This window comes from Nocardia sp. NPDC003999, assembly GCF_053604885.1.
On record NZ_JBSGIB010000015.1, the window covers coordinates 148310 to 165058 of the forward strand.

The following is a 16749-nucleotide window of genomic DNA, read 5'->3' on the forward strand; positions in this document are numbered from 1 at the left end:
GCTGATGCGGGACATCGTCGACGACCTGTTGCGGGTGTGGTACTCGGGCCGGACCGGCGGACTCGGCACCATCGTGCGCACCGTGGGCTCCGCGCCCTTACCGGTGGGCTCGGCGATGCTGGTCGACCCGGACGGGGGCGTCTACGGATCGGTCGCCGCGGGCGGGCTGGAGGACATCGCCTACGAGTCCGTGCTCCAGGCCGCGCGGACCGGCCGCCGCGCGATGCACCGTTTCGGCGTGGCCGGCGGCGTGGACGGGGGCGCGCACGGCGAGGGAATGATGGACGTCTTCACCGAACCGTTCTCTCGAAGACACTTCCCGGAGTTCCCGGAGGTCGCCGCCGAGATCGCGGCCCACCGCAGGGTCACCGTCTTCACGGTGGTGTGGAACTCCGATGCCGACCTGATCGGCCAGCACCTGATCACCGACAAGCGGCACGCCACCGAATTGGTCGCGCTACCCGATTCCGATGTCTTCGTCGCCTCGTTCGCTCCGCCGCCGCGCCTGATCATCTTCGGCGCCAATTCCTTCGCCGCCGCACTCACCGTGCAGGCCAGGTTGCTCGGTTACCGAGTGACCATCTGCGACTCTCGCCCCAATTTCGCTACGCCGGAATCGTTTCCCGGCGCCGAGGTGGTGGTCGACTGGCCGCACCGCTACCTCAACATCCTCTCCTCGGCAGGTGAAATCGACAGCAGCACAGCCATAGTCGTGCTGTCGCACGATCCCACATTCGAAATTCCACTACTCACCGTGGCGCTGCGACTACCCGAGGTCGGCTATCTCGGCGCCATGGGGTCACGCCAGGTGCACATCCGGCGCATGGAGGACCTGCGCGCAGGTGGTTTCGGCGAGGAGACGCTGTCGCGGCTGCACTCGCCCGCGGGATTCGACATCGGCGCACGCACCGCGCCCGAGATGGCCGTCGCGATCGCGGCCGAACTGCTGGCCGCCCGCGCCGCGCAGCCGGTGCGAGCGGTCGATCCGTACAGCGGCGAAATCCCGATCACGCCGAAAACCGCTGTGGGTCTCTGATCATTTCAGGCCGGGGTGCTCGGCATACACCTCGCGCAATACGGACAGGTCGAACAGTTGCGCGGCCTTGATGTCTATTTTCGCGGCACGCAGCGCGGCGATGTTCTGTTCGATCAGGGCGTCGGTCATCGAGAGCAGTCCGCCCGTGGCGGTATCCGCCGAAACCACTAGATCGTTCTGCGCGACAGCCTCTTTCGTCTGCTCGGCGAGATCGAGCTTCTGATCCTTGCCGTACACCTCGACCGCGAGCCGGGCCGCTTCGGCCGGATCGGCCACCGCGTCCTTCCAGCCCTTGATCTCGGCGGCCAGAAACGCCTTCAACTTGTCGCGCTCTTTGTCGATGGTGGACTGCGCGACCGTGAGCGTCTCGGCGACCAGCGGCAGATTGAAGTCGGCGAACAAGAAGTGTGTGTTCTGGAAGCCCTTGGCCGCCAGCGTGATCGGTTCGTTCGTCACGTAGCTGACCCATCCGTCGACCTCCCCGTTGGCCAGCGGGGTCGGGTCGAATTGGGCGGGCACGACGGTGACATCGCCCGGCTTCAACCCGTTGGCGGTGAGCAGCGCGTTGAAGATCAACTGGTTGGTGTCCTGCACACCGATCTTGCGGCCCTTCATGTCCTCGGGCGACTTGATCGGTTTCGCCGCGGAGGACACGATCGCGAACGGGTTCTTCTGATACGTGGTGGCGACGATCTTGGCGGGCAGGCCCTCCAGGATCGCGGGTGCGGTGGTCTGCGGCGCGGACAGGCCCAGCCACACCTTCCCGGTATCCAATCCGGCCTCTACCGACGTGCTGGCCGCGCCGCCCGCGATCAAGTCGACCGAGCCGAAACCCGCCTCCTTGAAATAGCCTTTCGAGTCGGCGAAGTATTCGCCCGCGAATTCGATGTTCTTCAGCCAGGAAAGCTGCACCGCGACGCCGCCGTATTTCGATCCGTCCGCGGTGGTGCCGCCCGGCGAATCACCGGAGCTCCCTCCGCAGGCGGCCAGTGCGCCCGCACCGCCGAGCGCGGCGCCGGCGAATGCGGAGTAACGGAGGAAGGAGCGTCGGTTCAGGTGCCCGAACGTGGAGCGGTGCGCGGGTGTCATGGGCCGAATCTAAGCGCAGCGCGTTTCATTTTCTTTACTTTGGCGTTCCGAGCGAGGAATTCGGTTCGGTCAGAGTCGTCCCGCTTCCGGTCCGAACCGGGCCAGCACCAGGTTCTCCACGACACCGACGATCGCGTAGAGCGCCACCGAGACCAGCGTGACGATGACGATCGATGCCCACAACTTGCTGTACTGGAACGTGGGGATCGCCCGGATCAAGCCGGCGCCCAGGCCGGTGCCGCTGCCGAGCCACTCACCGAGCAACGCGCCGATCAGCGCACCCGGCACCGAGATCCGCGCGGCGGCGAACACCGAGGGCAGCGCCGCGGGCACGGCCACCATGCGCAGCCCGGTCCACCGCGATCCGCCGTACGCGGCCACCAGTTCCAGCGCCTGCCGCGGCGCGTTGCGCAATCCCGCCATGATCATGACCAGCGCGGGGAAGAACACCACGATCGCGGCGAGCACCGCGACCCCGGCCTGGCCGCGGCCGAACACCAGCACGATGATCGGCGTGAGCGCCACCAGCGGAACCGAGCGCAGCAGCATCGCCACCGGCAGGAAGGTCTGCTCGATCGCGGCGAACGACACGAACAGCGCGGCGACCACCAACGCGGCGAGCATGCCCGCGCCGAACCCGAGCGCCGCGTCACGCAGCGTGATCTGCAGGTCGTCCAGGATCGCCTGCCGCGCGGTCGCGGCGTTGGGCGCCGTCACCAAATAGGTCCAGATATCGCCGGGCGTCTTGCCCACCCGCGGGCCGACCTGCGGAAACGCTTTCAGGAAGACGTACCAGATCACCAGCATCAGCACCAGCGATGTGCACAGCGGGAAAAGGAAGATCCCGATCCGTCGCAGCAGATTCATCGGACCTCCCCCGTGACCTGGTGCAGCGCAACGCGCGTGGAGATCTTCATCGCGCCTCCCGGACGGTCCAGGGCGCGGCCAGGCGGGCGGCCAGCGCCACCAGCGCGTAGCCGAGTCCGGCCAGCGCGGCGGCCGCCAGCGCCATGCCCCAGGTGCGTGGCACGTTGTAGGAGGTCTGGGCGGCGGTCAGCGCCACCCCGATGCCGCTGTCCACGCCACCGAGGTACTCGCCGATGATCGCGCCGAGCACGGCCGACGGCGCGGCGATCTTCAACGCCGCGAACGTGCTCGGCAGCGCCGAGATCGCCTGCACCCGGTACAACTGCTGCCAGCGTCCGCCGCCGTAGGCGCGCACCAACTCCAGGCTGGTCCGGTCGGCCGAGCGCAACCCGGCGACGGTGCCGACCATAGTGGTGAAGAAGCAGTACATCGCGGCAAGGAAGACCGTCGGGGTGCGTCCGCCGAACACCACAAGGATGATCGGGCCCAGCGCGAGCAGCGGAGTGCAATAGCTCAGGATCGCCAACTGGGTCGCCAGCGACTCGATCGGCGGGACCAGCACGATCAGGACGGCCAGGGCGATGGCCAGGCCGTTGCCCCAGACGAATCCCTGCAGCGCGCCGAGCGCGGTGATCCGGAAATTGGGGCCGTACAGGCCCCATCCGTCGGAGTACATGGTGTGCAGCACCTGCCAGGGACTCGGTATGGTGCCGCCCGCTACCTCGAACGCCGCGAGCGCCCACCACACCGCGACCAGCCCCAGCACGCCGAGCACGCCGCCGAAGCGCTTCACGCCGTATCCCCTGTCCGCCGGACGCACAGCTGCCGCCGCAGCGGCCCAGTGCGCACGCTCGCCCGCTGCCAGCCCGGCTTACGGTGCCGCACACAGCGTTCCGGTTGGTGCTCGTTCATGCGACGCCTCCTTTTCCGGCGGTCCCGAACAGCAGCTCGGACAGATAGTCGTGCAGCTTGTGGAATTCCGGTGTCCGCATCATCTCGGGCAGCCGTGGACGCGGCAGATCGATCTCGACCAGTTCCAGCACCCGCCCCGGCCGCGGGCTCATCACGGCCACCACGTCGGACAGGAACACCGCCTCCGCGATGCCATGGGTCACCATCAACGTCGTCGCGGGCTTCTCGGTCCAGATCCGCAGCAACTCCAGATTGAGCCGCTGCCTGGTCATGTCGTCCAGCGCTCCGAACGGTTCGTCCAGCAGCAGCACGGTGGGCTTCACCACCAGTGCGCGCGCGATCGAGACGCGCTGGCGCATGCCGCCGGACAGCTGCGCGGGCTTGGCCTTCTCGAAGCCGTCCAGCCCGACCAGGCGGATCAGGTCATCGATCTGCCCCGGCTCCGGCGTGATGCCCGCGACCTGGAGCGGCAGCGCGATATTCGACGCCACCGATCGCCACGGCAGCAGCGCCGAATCCTGGAAGGCGATGCCGAACGCGTGCTTGCCGCGCAGTTCGGCGGGCGTCGAGCCGTCGATCAGCGCCTTGCCCGCCGTCGGCGTCTCCAGGCCAGCGAGAATGCGCAGCACCGTCGACTTGCCGCAGCCGGACGGACCGAGCAGCGACAGGAACGCGCCCTGCTCGGTGTGCAGATCGACGCTCGCCAGCGCCTGCACGGTTTTCCGCCCGACCCGGAAGGTCTTGGTCAATCCGCTGAGATGAATTCCGGTCCCCCCGGCGGTATCGCTCTCCGTGCTCATGACGGCCACCATAGGAGCACCCCGTTGCACGGACATTGCGAATGGCGTCGCCAGATTGCGCAATCGTTACGGTCCGCACCGCGCATTTCCGATCGCGGCGATCCGAACGGATGAGATACGCCCCGCCGCGGGTTACACGACAGGTGAACCCGATCCTCACGCTGCTCGACGCCAAGCTGCACATCGCGGGCTCGGAGATCCTCTGGCGCGAGGTGGTCGGCAACGGCTTCGGCTTGGCTTCCGCGATCGGCGGCATGCGGCGGCGGGTCTGGGCCTGGCCCGTCGGCATCGCCGGGAACGCGCTGCTGTTCACCGTATTCGTCGGTGGGGTGTTCCACACTCCGCAGCAGCTGAACATGGCCGGACAGGCCGGACGCCAGCTGATGTTCATCGCGGTCAGCGTGTACGGCTGGTGGAGCTGGTACCGGCACGCGGCACGCGGGACCGCGCTCGAGCACCGCGGCGTCGACCCGCGCTGGGCGAGCACGCGCGAACGCGTCGTCCTGGTGGTGGCGATGCTCGCGGGCACGGCCGTTTTCGCCCAGCTCTTCGAATGGCTCGGTTCCTACGGCCCGTGGGCCGAGGCATGGATCTTCACCGGCTCGGTGCTGGCCACCTACGGCATGGCCAGGGGGCTGGCCGAGTTCTGGTTGATCTGGGTCGCGGTCGACCTGGTCGGCATTCCACTGCTGGTGCGTGCGGGCTACTACCCGTCGGCGACGCTGTATCTGGTCTACGCGGGTTTCGTAGCCTGGGGATTCCTCGTTTGGGCGCGAGCCATGCGCCGACCCACCGGCGCCGATACGCCGCTGAATCGGTTCAGCACCGCCGATCGGTGACCGGCGGACACCCGGTCCATCAATCAGTAATTCGTTCGCTACCAGCCTGATCCGGCCTTCACGCCATTCCCAATACTGGGAATATATGCGGTGCCACATGTTTGCCACACTTGCGAAGAAGCCCAAAACCGCACAGAGCCCGAGTTGCTCGACATCCCGATGACCGCGCCGCACCACCGCTGGTAGGAACGATTTCCGGCATGTGAGCGTCATGATCCGCGGGCCTGAGCACTTCGGCCCGCGGAGGAACAGCCAGCATGACATCGCCATACATCCGCGATATCCGACTGATTGCCAATCATGTACTGGCGGTCCCAGAATGCTTCACACCACACTATGTCTCCTCGGCGTGCGCGATGGAGTTCAGTGCAGTACCCTGCGCGAATCCGCATACAAGCGAATTCGTGGCATACCCGGACGGCGGGCCGTTCTCGTCAATCGTGTTCCGCGGCCCGCGCACGGGGGCAGTCGGTTCACATGCCCTGGTGATCATGCACGTCGCGATGGACGTCCGCATCACCCGCGCGGATATGGCCGGGATCTTCGAACTCCCGATGGAAAACACACGGGTCGACCCGAGGATTCCGCCCGAAGGAGCGGTTTCGTTCACCTCTGAGCATGGGGCGAGAAAGCTGCGCATCAGATTCCATGCCCGCTCGCAACTCCTCAGAGACATATCCGTACACGAGAACCGTGGACGAGCTCGGAGCCTCGGCAGCGGTAGCCCGGAATGAGACGTCTCCGCGAACTGTTCCTGAACCTGACGACCGGCCTACGCCGCGATCTATCGAGATACGCGAATGCCGCATCGCACAATGTCCATAATCTCAGCGGAGAAGTCAACCTGACCGTCGCCAAGACAATTGACGCCGATCTCGCCGGTCGGGATGCCATCCGAAGGGAAACCCGGGAAATCCCGGAATACCAGAAACGCCTACAGCGGCTCGGCTACCCGACGTCCGTAGAGACCGGGCTGGGCGGAGAAGTCGACGAAATCGCCGGGTTGTCCGAGGACCTCATTCGTCAGATCCAGGACGTACAGCAGTTCGGATGGACCATTCGCTACGGAAAGAGAGGGGACGGAACCTATGCCGACTACGACGAGAAGGCTGTTGTTCTCGATCGCAATATGGAAGGCAACGCCAGAGCCTCCGCCGATGCGCTCGCACATGAGATCGACCATGCCCACCCCGGTAATCCGCATAACGACGCCCCCTCGCCGCCGATGGGCCGAACGCGGGAGCAATGGGTGGTCGATCATGTGGACCGGTCGCTGCGGAACGAGGGCCATGCCGTCATGTCACAGCTCGCCATACGCCGCCAGATACTCGAAAATGGCGGGCCGGACATCAATCACAGCGTCTCGGGGAAATACCGCAGGATTTATGAGAGATATCGCGGTGGAGAGTTCTCCCACGACGAGGCGGTACAACGAATAGCTGATCACTATCGCTTCGAGAGAGGAAGCCACAGCAATATGTCGTACGGCCAGAACTTCCGTCAGTGGTACGAAGATTATTGGGACACTTGGATCGCGCAGACGGCGTGAGCGCCTACACCACGTCGACCCGCACGCCCGCCGCCCGGATCGCCTGCACCGCCCCCGGATCCGCGCCGGTATCGGTGACCAGCACCTGCACCTGCTCGATGCCGCAGATGCGGGCCAGTGCGGTGCGCTCGAGCTTGTCCGCGGTGGCCACCACCAGCACCCGGCCGGAACGCCGCACCATCTCGGTGGTCACCCCGGCCTCGTCGATGTGCCTGCACTGGGCGCCGCCCTCGACGGAGATCGCGTTCACGCCGAGCACGAGATCGTCGAGCCGCAGTTCGGCCAGCGCCCGTTCGGCCAGCGGCCCGTGCAGCTCGTAGGACTCGCGCCGGGCCACACCGCCGAGAACGATCGTGCGCACGTGTGGCCGCAGCACCATCTCCCCCGCGATGTTCAGCGCGTTGGTGACCAGAGTGAGCTGTTCGTCACCGGCCGATCCGAGATCCGTGCGCACGGCCAGCGCCCTGGCCACCGCCGTGGTGGTGGTGCCGCCGTTCATCCCGACCACCGCGCACGGATCGACCAGCGACGCGGCGTGTTCGGCGATGCGCTGCTTGGCCTCGCCCGCACTCTGCCGGTAACGCGCGGGCAGATCGTAGGCCACCGAGGTCGCCACCACACCGCCGTGCGTCCTGGTGGCCAGCTGCTGTTCGGCGAGCGCGGTGAAATCGCGACGCACCGTAGCGGCGGACACACCGAGCCGCTCGGCGGCCTCCTCCACCGAAAGCCGCCCGGATTCGGCGAGCAATTCCAGCAACCGGTTCCACCGTTGCGGACGATCCGACGGCCCGGTCATCTCACACCGCCCCGCTCGCGCGGGCAACCTGCTGTTTCGGCGAACACGCGAACAATATGAACACACGCACCCACCGACCGCGGAAATCCGCACGGCCGACACCGGCCCCGCTCAGAACACATCGGCCTCGACGGTGGGCCGGGCCGGAAGCGCCGCGGTAGCGGGAAGACGCCCGTCTTCCGCACCCGGATCGCGCGCCTGGGAAAGACCGGAATTCACGAAGTAGGCGATCTCTTCGCAGATCTCGTCCAGACTCACCGCCGAACCCGGCGACGTACCCTGCACCAATTCCTGGGCGAGTGAGGTGACCGCGCCGATCACGGCCAGCGCGAAGAGATCGAAACGCCGCGGACCGGTCTCGCCACGGCCGACAGCGCGTTCGGCCTCGCTGATCAGCAGCGCCGACAGCAGACCACGCTGCTGCCTGCGCCACTGCTCCACCGCCGTGCTCACGCCGACCACCTCGACATAACAGACCCGCGCGGACCGGGCGTCGGCGCACGTGACGCTCAGATAAGCGCGGAAACTCGCTACCACGCGGGTGGGCAAGGGCTCGTTCTCGGTGGCCGCCAGTGCGGTCAGCGCGCGTTCCAGCGCACGGGAGGTGATGCGATTCGCCAGGGCGATGAGCAGCGCTTCGCGGCTGCCCATGTCCTCGTAGAAGCTGCGCGTGGAGACGTTCGCCACGGCGCAGAGGCGCTCGATCGAGGTGGCCGCGTATCCCTGGGTGCCGAATAGTTCGAGAGCGGCATCGATCAGGCGGGTCTGCCGCTGGGCAACCCGCTGTTCCTTGGACAGCCCGCCGTAGCTGCGACCGTCCTTGGGTCCGTGATCCCGCCGTGTCACCTCTCGATGCTACCGCGCGGCTACCTTCCATCAGCGCGCCGAACGGTGGCGGCGCGGCGATTCCGTCATCCCGGTGCGCCAGTTCTCGCAGGCTATTTCACGCTTCCCGCGGTCAACCCCGCCACCAGACGCTTCTCGATGAGAGCGAACAGCAGCACCACCGGGACGATGCCGACGGTGGAGATCGCGAACACGTATTGCCACGCGGTGTCGTACTGGCCGACGAACTTGGTCAGCGCCACCGACAGCGGTTGGTTCTCCGGCGTGGTGAGCACGACCAGGCTGGCGGCGAATTCGTTCCAGCACGCCACCACGACGAAGATCGTCGCCGTCACGATGCCGGGCCACACCAGCGGCAGGCTCACCCGGACCAGGATCTGCCCGCGCCCGAGCCCGTCGAGCATCGCGGCTTCCTCGATCTCCACCGGGATCGCGGCGAAGAAACTGTGCAGGATCCACACCGCGAACGACAGGTTGAACGCGGCGTTCACCAAGATCATCGCCAGCCAGGTGTCGTTGATGCCGAGCGCGAAGAACTCCCGGATCAACCCGGTGACCAGCACCGTCGGCTGCAACATCTGGGTCACCAGCACCACGCCGAGAAACACCAGGCGCCCCGGAAAACGGTGCCGCGCCGTGTAATACCCGGCCGGAATCGCCACGGCCAGCACCAAAGCGGTGGCGCAGACCGCGATGATGATCGTGCTGGCCAGGTTGAACGGAAGCGGCGTCTCGGGGGTGTCCCACATCGTCGCGTAGTTGTCCGGATGCCAGGACTGCGGCAGATACGTCGGCGGGATGCGCAGGATCTCGGCTCTGCTCTTCAGCGAACCGAGCACCATCACGACGAACGGCAGCAGGAACACCGCGGCGAGCACCACGCCGACGGCGGTGAGCTCCCAGCGGCGTCGTGCGCGGCGCGCGGGCGCCGCCGGGGCGTGCGGCGTCGCCGTGGCCTGCTCGCGTACCTCCACCCGCGTCGTCATCGGTCGATCTCCGCGGTCGGACGGACCAGCTTCACGTAGATCGCGATGACGACGACGATCAGCGCGAAGTTCAGCACGCTCATCGCCGCGGCGGTGTCGACCTGCTGGTTCTGCCGGATCAGCTTGAAGGTCAGCGTCGTCGTGGTGTCCGCCGAGAAGCCTGCGATGCTTCCGGTGATCACTTGCAGGATCGGCAGCGAGTTGAACACGTTGATGATGTTGATGATGGTCGCCACCGCGATCGCCGGACGCAGCTGCGGCAATGTGAGATGGCGGTAGCGCTGCCAGGCGCTCGCGCCGTCGACCCGCCCCGCCTCCTCGATCTCCGCCGGAATGGCTTGCAGTCCGGCCAGAATCGTGTAGGTGGTGAACGGCACCGAGACGAACACCGCGACGCCCATCGCCACGAGGAACGCCTGCGTCGGCTGCTTGGTGAACCCGTATCCGCGGTCGAGCAGGCCGATGTCCACCAGGAACCGATTGGCGATGCCCACGTCCGGATCGAGCATGTAGTAGAAGATCGTGGTCGTCATCACGACCGACGCCGCCCACGGCACCAGGATCGCCATCCGTACCACGGCGCGGCCGGGGAACTCCTTGTTCAGGAATTGGGCCAGCGCCACGGACAACGCCAGCGTGACCAGCACGACGCCGACCACCCAGACCACCGTGTGGACCAGCACCGAGCCGAGTTCCGAGATGTCGAACAGCGCCCGGTAATTGGCCAGTCCGGCGGCGCCGCGGTCCTGGCCGTAGGCGCTGAGGTCCCTGGTGCTGGTCCACAGCATGTAGCAGGCCGGGAAGGCGACAACGGCCGCGATCAGGACCAGTGACGGCCCGATCCACGGCAGTGCCGCCAGTACTCCTCTGCGCCGCACGCTATTTCGTTGCTTCCTGGATCCGTCGCAACACCTGAGCGGGGTCGGCGCCCTGTGCGATGGTGCCCATCTGCTGGCGGATCACCCCTTGCGCCACGGCCCATTTCGGGTTGTTGCTCGGATAGAACCTCGCGACCGGAAGCGTGGCGGCGAACGCCTTCGTCACCGGGTCCTCGGCGAGGGCGGTGGCGGCACTGTGGGTGATCGGGATGAAGCCCTCGTGCTTGACGAAGTCCGCGTATACCGCCGCCGAATAGAAGTAGTCGAGGAACTTCTTGATCGACTCGGCCTTGGCGCCGTCCTTCTTGAACGCCATCAGATGATCGGCCACCCCGAGCGTGACCGGGTTCCCGGTCTTGGTCGGCGAAGGCGCGGTCGCGTACCGCAGACCCGGATTCTTCGCGGTGATCTGACCGATGGTGGGCGGCAGGGCTTCGATCATGCCGATCTTGCCCTGGATGAAGGCGTTGATCACGTCCTTGCGGTCGGTCGCGCCCGGATTCGGCTGCGTCGCACCGGCGTCGATCAGCTCACGCATGGCCCGCACCCCTTCCAGGTTCTCCGGGGTGTCCACGGTGACCCGGTCGCCGTCGGCCCACGAGCCACCCGCGCCGAAGGTCCAGATGGAGGTTTCGCCTTGCGCCTCCTCGCTGCCCAGCGGGAGCCCGTACCCGGAGACGCCGCCGCCCAGCGCCTGAATCTTCTTCGCCGCGTCGGTCAGCTCGGCCCAGTTCTTCGGCGGCCGGACGATGCCCGCTTTCTCGAACAGTTCGGTGTTGTAGAACAGGGTTCGGGTGGAGGCGAACAGCGGCAGCGCGTATTGCGTGCCGTTCAGCGCCGCGTTCTGCGCGAAAGCGGGCTGGATGTCGGCCAGCACCGGCGCGGAGACGATGTCGGTCGCCGGGTAGAGCAGGCCGTCGCCCGCGAAGCTGGCGTAGGCGTCGATGTTGAGGATGTCCGGGGTGGTCGACTGCGACTGGAGCTTGGTGCGCACCACGTCGTTGATCGAGTTCCACGACTCCATCTGCAGATCGACGGTGATGCCCGGGTTCTGCTTCTGGAATTCGGCGATGATGCCGTCCCACAGCGCCTTGGTGCCCGTGGCGCCGTCGCTGTAGGCGGGAGCGAGGAAATTGATCGTGGTAGCCGAGTCCGCACCACTTTTCGAACCGAACCCACAGGACGACAGGGCCAGCGCGACGCCGGTGACCATCGCGACTCCGGCAAGCACGCGGTGGAATGGTCTTTTCACGAGCAGAACCTTTCAGATTTACCCACCCGGCGCCAGCGGAGCCGCCGATGATGGGAGGACACACCGTCGGTGCACCTCAATCTAACCCGAATTGTGATCATATGTGACCGTTTTCGTCTGAAATTTGACATAAACGATCATTCAGAGTGAAGCTGGTTGCGTGCCTACGCCTGCCGACCACACGCCGCAGCCGCATCTGGTCACCGAAGTGGCCACCCAGCCGGACGATTGGACGCACGCCGCCGCCGTCGCGGCGGAACATCGCGCCGTACTGCCGAAACCGGGCGAGCGGGTCGCGGTGATCGGTTGCGGCACGTCGTATTTCATGGCGCGCGCCATCGCGGCACTGCGCGAGGGCGCGGGTCATGGCCTCACCGACGCCTGGCCCGCCAGCGCGGTCCGCGCTCGCGAGTACGACCGCTACCTGGTGATCTGCCGCTCCGGCACCACCACCGAAGTGGTGCGCGCGATGCGGGACATCCCGGCGCACGTCCCTCGGACGGTGATCTGCTCCAGTCCCGGCACGCCCGTCCTCGAACTGGGCGACCCGATCCTCATCGACCAGGTCGACGAGCGGTCGGTGGTGCAGACCCGCTTCGCGACGACCACCCTCGCCATCCTGCGCAACCACCTCGGCGAAGACCTCACCTCGGTGATCGCCCGAGCGCGCGCGGTGCTCACCGAGGATCCCGCCGAGTCGCTGGCCGCGGTCCGCCACGCCGAGCAGATCAGCTTCGTCGGTATGGGATTCGCGGCGGCCATCGCCGAGGAGGCGGCGCTCAAGCTGCGCGAATCCTGTCAGTCCTGGACGGAGGCGTATCCGGCGACGGAGTACCGCCACGGCCCGATCGCCATCTCGGCACCCGGCCGGGCGGTCTGGGCGTTCGGCCCACTCGAGCCGGGCTTCGCCGACGACGTCGCCGCCACCGGCGCCCACCTGGAGCATCGCGACATCGACCCGATGGCGGACCTGGTCCGAGTGCATCGGCTCTGCCTCCTGCGTTCCGCCGACCTGGGATTGGACCCCGACCACCCGCGCGGCCTGAATCGCTCGGTGGTTTTGAAGTCGTGACCGAGGGCCTGCGGTGAGCATTCGCCGTACCGCGCCGGGTGCGGACGGCATCGTCGCGCCCGCAGCCACACCGTCGGCCTCGAGTCGACTCGAACTCGTGACATCACCACAGGCCGCATGCGCACCGTCGCGGGAGCCACCACGAACTACTGTGCCGAGGATGGGAACCGAGCAGCCGCGTGCGCCGTCGGGTGCGTCCGTGTCCGGGTCGCGCGGCGCGGAGACGGACCGCGCCTGCCCCGGCGACCGGACGACCGCGCGGCGAGGTTCGGCCGGGCAGCCCACGGACATACTCGGCGCAGCGGCGCGGGCGCTGCCGGACGACGCGCTCGTGCTCGGCATGGATGTCGGCGGCACCACCATCAAAGGCGAGATCACCGACGCGGGGGGCGCTGCGCTGGCCGTGGGCACCGTGGCTACACCGCATGGTCCGGCCGCGTTCGATGCCATGGGCGAGCTGGGCGATCGGTTACTCGGGGGACTCCCGGAATCCGACCGCCGCCGGGTACGTCGCGCCGCCGTCGTGCTGCCCGGCATCGTCGACACCGCCCGGTCGGTCGCCGTGTTCAGCAGCAACGTCGGCTGGCGGGACGTGCACGTGGGCGACCGCTTCCCCGAGCGCTGGGGTGTACCGACGCTGATCGAACACGATGTCGCCGTGGCCGGTTGGGCGGAATGGCGGTACGGCGCAGGGCAGGGCCACGAGAATGTGTGCGTCGTCATTCTCGGCACCGGTATCTCGGGCACGCTGTCGGTCGGCGGGAGGCTGGTGCGCAGCAGCTACGGCCAGGTCGGCGAGTACGGGCACGTGCCGGTGCGGCGTGCGGGCGGATTGCCCTGCCCCTGCGGCAATACCGGATGCGTCGAGACGGTCGCCTCGGGCGCGGCCATCGCGCGGGCCTACACCCGGCGCACCGGACGCGAGACCGGCGGCGCGGCGGAAGTTTTCGCACTCATGTCCACCGACCCCGACGCCGCCGCCGTCGTGGCGGACGCGGTCGACGCGCTCGCCGACGGTCTGGTCGGCATCGTCCACGCGGCCTGCCCCGAACTCGTCGTCCTCGGCGGCGGGCTCGCCGGAGCGGGCGCGGCGCTCACCGACCCACTGCACCGCGCCCTGTCCGACCGGCTCCGCCTGGTCCCCGCTCCCCGAGTCGTCCTCGGCCGGTTCGGCGCACGCGCGGGCTTGGCAGGCGCCGCCCTCTTCGCCCGCAGCGGAGCGTTGACATGACGTCACCCGCGCGGCCGGCGAACCGAGGACCCCACGTCTCGCCGAGCGTGCCTCTCGACAAGGGCCCCGCGCGGGTCTTCAGGGCCGGATCGTCGTACGAGCGACCGCGCGGCGGCTCGATGGCAGCACAGCCCGACCACATGGTCGGCACCGCGAGTAGCGCCCATGACCCGGGGCCCGATCCCGTCGAGACGGTTGCCGCCGGGCACGGTGACCACCTGCGCGCCTCGAACCCGTGCGGCGCGGTCCCGCGCCCGACGACGTACCGCTTCCGGATCATCCCGGCCGCCCGGCCGTTCGTCGACAGTCGCGCACGGCAAACTTCAGCCAGCACAGTGGACATCCCTATCCAGCAGCCGGTCCGCGCGAGCCGAGGGGCACTCGAATGACAGCACACACACAGCTCATCCGGGGGCGCATCGTCTCGGCGAGCGTCACGGTGGACGACGGCGTAGTGATGGTGTCCGGGGATCGGATCGACGCGGTGCGGTCGTTCGCGCAGTGGCGCGCGACGCATCGCGATTTACCTGAGCCGCCATTTTCGGGAACCGTGCTGCCGGGGCTTGTGGACATTCACAATCACGGCGGGTTCGGGTACCGGTTCGATACCGTGCGCGGTGAGCAGGCCCGCGCGGCGGCGCAATCGCACCATGCGCGCGGCTCGACCACCGTGGTGGCGAGCGTGGTCACCGGCCCCGCCGCGGAAATGGTGGCGCAGACCGCCACCTTGCGCGAACTCGCCGAGGAAGGCGCGCTCGGCGGTATCCACGTCGAGGGGCCCTTCCTGTCCGCGGCGCGCTGCGGGGCGCAGGACCCGCGATATCTGTGCGACCCCGATCTCGGGCTGACCGACCGGCTGCTGGACGCGGGTGGCGCGCACCTGCGCGCGATGACGCTCGCGCCGGAACGTCCCGGCTACGCGGCCGTCGCGCGGCGGCTGACCGACAACGGCGTGGTGGTCGCGCTCGGCCACAGCGACACCGACTACGCGTCGTTCCGGAACGCGCTGGCTCCCAAAGGATCAGGAAGCCTCGTGACGCACTTGGCGAACGGCATGCCACCGCTGCATCACCGGAACCCGGGCCCGGTCGCCGCGGCGCTGGCGGCCGCCGCGGGCGGTGACGTGACGGTGGAGCTGATCGGCGACGGCGTGCACGTGGATCCGGGCTTCGCCGCGCTGGTGTTCGCGACCGCGCCGGGGCGAGTCGCGCTGGTCACCGATGCCATGCAGGCCGCGGGGCTCGGCGACGGCGAGTACCAGCTCGGTCCGCAGCCGGTGACCGTCCGTGCCGGCGTGGCGCGCATCGCCGACGGGTCGATCGCGGGCGGCGTCAGCACCCTGCTGGAATGCGTCGCGCGGGCCGTGCGCGACGCCGGCGTCCCGCTGCGCGCGGCGGTCCTGGCGGCCACCTCGGTTCCGGCCGCCGCGCTCGGGCTCGCCGACGTCGGTGACCTGCGGCCCGGCTATTTCGCCGACATATTGACAGTCCGTGACAATCTCCACTTGCGTGGGGTGCTCAGACGTGGACAGTGGTTGAAGTGATCCTCACCGTGACAATGAATCCCGCGTACGACATGACCTATCGCGTCGAACGCTTCGAACGCGGGCAGGCCCACCGGGTCCGGTCGGTGGAGCAGCGCATCGGCGGCAAGGGCATCAACGTGACCCGGGTGCTGAATCAGCTCGGCAAGTACGCCAGGGCCACCGGGTTCTCCGACCACGCCTTCGCGGCCGCCGCCGAACTGGAGATGCCGGTCGACTTCGTGCACGCGCTGCCCTGGGTGCGCCGCACCGTGGTGATCAGCGAATCCGAGGACGGCACGGCCACCGCGCTCTGGGAGCCGGGTGCGCGAGTCTCCAATCCGCATGCCGCCGAACAGTTGTCGGTCCGGGTGGCGGGACTGCTCCCGGAAATCGCCGGATTGGTCATCTCCGGGTCGCTTCCCGGCGGCATCGAACCCTCCCTGCCCGCCGAGATCGCCCGCACCGCCATCGCGGCCGACGTGCCCACCATCTGCGACGTCGACGGCGAAGCGCTGCGCTTGGCCGCCCAGGTGCCCGGCATCGTGCTCACTCCGGACGAGACCGAATTACAGCGCCTCATCGGCACCCGGCCGACGACCGCCGACGACATCGTCATCGCCGCGAAGCCGCTGATCGACAACGGAGTGCGCGCCCTGATCGCGACCCGCGGTCCCGAGGGGATCGTCGCGGTGACCGCCGACGGCGCGTGGACCGGGGCGCTCGCCGAACCGCTCGCCGGAAACCCCACCGGCGCGGGCGATGCCGCGGTGGCTGCGGTGATCGCCGCCCTTTCCTCCGAATCGCGCCCGGACTGGGCCGCCCTGCTCGCCGACGTGGTCGCGACCTCCGCGGCCGCCGTGGTGGTTCCGGTGGCCGGTGAGATCGATCGCTCCCTGCGCACCCGCCTTACCCCCACCGTTCTGGTTCGGGAACTGGACATCTCCACACCGCAGAAGACTTCTCCATGACGGCCGAGCCGGTTCGCCGCTGCGCGCGAACGTGCGGAACGCTCCCGCGATGCGGGCGAGCCGGGCGATCCCGCGACCCTGGTCGCTTACGCGGCTCGCATGG

Annotated in this window: 18 protein-coding genes; 8 read left to right on the forward strand and 10 right to left on the reverse strand. The window is 68.1% G+C overall.

Annotated features, from left to right (window positions below; all coding sequences use genetic code 11):
- Positions 1–4: 4 nt before the first annotated feature.
- Positions 5–1036, forward strand: coding sequence for an XdhC family protein (locus ACWESM_RS26215; RefSeq protein ID WP_364424423.1), 1032 nt, complete (start codon positions 5–7; stop codon positions 1034–1036).
- Here ACWESM_RS26215 and ACWESM_RS26220 read toward each other — a convergent pair whose 3' ends face one another.
- From ACWESM_RS26220 to ACWESM_RS26240, 5 genes are all read right to left on the reverse strand, one after another.
- On the reverse strand, positions 1037–2125 hold the full coding sequence (locus ACWESM_RS26220) for an ABC transporter substrate-binding protein (RefSeq protein ID WP_364424425.1): 1089 nt from the start codon (positions 2123–2125) through the stop codon (positions 1037–1039).
- A 69-nt stretch (positions 2126–2194) separates the two neighbouring features.
- Positions 2195–2992 carry an ABC transporter permease gene (locus ACWESM_RS26225; RefSeq protein WP_355071806.1) on the reverse strand — a complete coding sequence of 266 codons (798 nt, stop codon included), beginning with the start codon at positions 2990–2992 and terminating at the stop codon, positions 2195–2197.
- A gap of 46 nt (positions 2993–3038) precedes the next feature.
- Entirely contained in the window at positions 3039–3785 is a 747-nt protein-coding gene (locus ACWESM_RS26230) for an ABC transporter permease (protein ID WP_355071804.1), read from the reverse strand.
- Complete coding sequence (locus ACWESM_RS26235) at positions 3782–3904, reverse strand: hypothetical protein (RefSeq protein WP_452494007.1); 123 nt, start codon at positions 3902–3904, stop codon at positions 3782–3784. The genes ACWESM_RS26230 and ACWESM_RS26235 overlap by 4 nt, the downstream gene beginning before the upstream one ends.
- Positions 3901–4704, reverse strand: a complete 804-nt coding sequence (locus tag ACWESM_RS26240; RefSeq protein WP_355071802.1) for an ABC transporter ATP-binding protein — start codon at positions 4702–4704, stop codon at positions 3901–3903. Before ACWESM_RS26240 ends, ACWESM_RS26235 begins: the two co-directional genes overlap by 4 nt.
- Before the next feature lie 143 nt (positions 4705–4847).
- Here ACWESM_RS26240 and pnuC point away from each other — a divergent pair, with 143 nt between their 5' ends.
- The 3 genes from pnuC (at position 4848) to ACWESM_RS26255 (ending at position 7092) form a co-directional block, all read left to right on the forward strand.
- Positions 4848–5543, forward strand: a complete 696-nt coding sequence (gene pnuC, locus ACWESM_RS26245; protein WP_364424428.1) for a nicotinamide riboside transporter PnuC — start codon at positions 4848–4850, stop codon at positions 5541–5543.
- A gap of 257 nt (positions 5544–5800) precedes the next feature.
- The gene (locus tag ACWESM_RS26250; protein WP_452494008.1) at positions 5801–6277 is read left to right on the forward strand and encodes a hypothetical protein; all 477 of its coding nucleotides are present in this window, start codon (positions 5801–5803) and stop codon (positions 6275–6277) included.
- Positions 6274–7092, forward strand: coding sequence for a hypothetical protein (locus ACWESM_RS26255; RefSeq protein ID WP_397279606.1), 819 nt, complete (start codon positions 6274–6276; stop codon positions 7090–7092). The genes ACWESM_RS26250 and ACWESM_RS26255 overlap by 4 nt, the downstream gene beginning before the upstream one ends.
- Before the next feature lie 4 nt (positions 7093–7096).
- Here ACWESM_RS26255 and ACWESM_RS26260 read toward each other — a convergent pair whose 3' ends face one another.
- The 5 genes from ACWESM_RS26260 to ACWESM_RS26280 all read right to left on the reverse strand — a co-directional run bounded on the left by ACWESM_RS26260 (position 7097) and on the right by ACWESM_RS26280 (position 11850).
- Complete coding sequence (locus ACWESM_RS26260; protein ID WP_355071795.1) at positions 7097–7888, reverse strand: DeoR/GlpR family DNA-binding transcription regulator; 792 nt, start codon at positions 7886–7888, stop codon at positions 7097–7099.
- Positions 7889–7999: 111 nt separating this feature from the next.
- Positions 8000–8734 (reverse strand): TetR/AcrR family transcriptional regulator, encoded by a 735-nt coding sequence (locus tag ACWESM_RS26265; protein WP_364424434.1) that lies wholly within the window; start codon positions 8732–8734, stop codon positions 8000–8002.
- A 92-nt stretch (positions 8735–8826) separates the two neighbouring features.
- Positions 8827–9720 (reverse strand): carbohydrate ABC transporter permease, encoded by an 894-nt coding sequence (locus tag ACWESM_RS26270; protein WP_397279603.1) that lies wholly within the window; start codon positions 9718–9720, stop codon positions 8827–8829.
- The gene (locus ACWESM_RS26275) at positions 9717–10598 is read right to left on the reverse strand and encodes a carbohydrate ABC transporter permease (RefSeq protein WP_452494010.1); all 882 of its coding nucleotides are present in this window, start codon (positions 10596–10598) and stop codon (positions 9717–9719) included. Before ACWESM_RS26275 ends, ACWESM_RS26270 begins: the two co-directional genes overlap by 4 nt.
- A gap of 1 nt (position 10599) precedes the next feature.
- Complete coding sequence (locus ACWESM_RS26280) at positions 10600–11850, reverse strand: extracellular solute-binding protein (RefSeq protein ID WP_397279599.1); 1251 nt, start codon at positions 11848–11850, stop codon at positions 10600–10602.
- Positions 11851–12010: 160 nt separating this feature from the next.
- On the opposite strand from ACWESM_RS26280, the gene ACWESM_RS26285 reads away from it, so the two are divergent.
- The 4 genes from ACWESM_RS26285 (at position 12011) to ACWESM_RS26300 (ending at position 16646) form a co-directional block, all read left to right on the forward strand.
- Complete coding sequence (locus ACWESM_RS26285) at positions 12011–12922, forward strand: SIS domain-containing protein (protein WP_364424443.1); 912 nt, start codon at positions 12011–12013, stop codon at positions 12920–12922.
- A gap of 160 nt (positions 12923–13082) precedes the next feature.
- The gene (locus tag ACWESM_RS26290; RefSeq protein WP_452494012.1) at positions 13083–14153 is read left to right on the forward strand and encodes an ROK family protein; all 1071 of its coding nucleotides are present in this window, start codon (positions 13083–13085) and stop codon (positions 14151–14153) included.
- A 385-nt stretch (positions 14154–14538) separates the two neighbouring features.
- Positions 14539–15696, forward strand: coding sequence for an N-acetylglucosamine-6-phosphate deacetylase (locus ACWESM_RS26295; protein ID WP_397279595.1), 1158 nt, complete (start codon positions 14539–14541; stop codon positions 15694–15696).
- Entirely contained in the window at positions 15684–16646 is a 963-nt protein-coding gene (locus tag ACWESM_RS26300; protein ID WP_364424449.1) for a hexose kinase, read from the forward strand. Before ACWESM_RS26295 ends, ACWESM_RS26300 begins: the two co-directional genes overlap by 13 nt.
- Positions 16647–16749: the final 103 nt, after the last annotated feature.

What these genes read in the sequence shown, in the direction of transcription:
- ACWESM_RS26215 (WP_364424423.1), top strand. Translation starts at nt 5, where the DNA reads ATGCGGGACATCGTCGACGACCTGTTGCGGGTGTGGTACTCGGGCCGG.
- ACWESM_RS26220 (WP_364424425.1), bottom strand. Translation starts at nt 2,125, where the DNA reads ATGACACCCGCGCACCGCTCCACGTTCGGGCACCTGAACCGACGCTCC.
- ACWESM_RS26225 (WP_355071806.1), bottom strand. Translation starts at nt 2,992, where the DNA reads ATGAATCTGCTGCGACGGATCGGGATCTTCCTTTTCCCGCTGTGCACA.
- ACWESM_RS26235 (WP_452494007.1), bottom strand. Translation starts at nt 3,904, where the DNA reads ATGAACGAGCACCAACCGGAACGCTGTGTGCGGCACCGTAAGCCGGGC.
- ACWESM_RS26240 (WP_355071802.1), bottom strand. Translation starts at nt 4,704, where the DNA reads ATGAGCACGGAGAGCGATACCGCCGGGGGGACCGGAATTCATCTCAGC.
- ACWESM_RS26250 (WP_452494008.1), top strand. Translation starts at nt 5,801, where the DNA reads ATGACATCGCCATACATCCGCGATATCCGACTGATTGCCAATCATGTA.
- ACWESM_RS26255 (WP_397279606.1), top strand. Translation starts at nt 6,274, where the DNA reads ATGAGACGTCTCCGCGAACTGTTCCTGAACCTGACGACCGGCCTACGC.
- ACWESM_RS26260 (WP_355071795.1), bottom strand. Translation starts at nt 7,888, where the DNA reads ATGACCGGGCCGTCGGATCGTCCGCAACGGTGGAACCGGTTGCTGGAA.
- ACWESM_RS26270 (WP_397279603.1), bottom strand. Translation starts at nt 9,720, where the DNA reads ATGACGACGCGGGTGGAGGTACGCGAGCAGGCCACGGCGACGCCGCAC.
- ACWESM_RS26290 (WP_452494012.1), top strand. Translation starts at nt 13,083, where the DNA reads ATGGGAACCGAGCAGCCGCGTGCGCCGTCGGGTGCGTCCGTGTCCGGG.
- ACWESM_RS26295 (WP_397279595.1), top strand. Translation starts at nt 14,539, where the DNA reads ATGACAGCACACACACAGCTCATCCGGGGGCGCATCGTCTCGGCGAGC.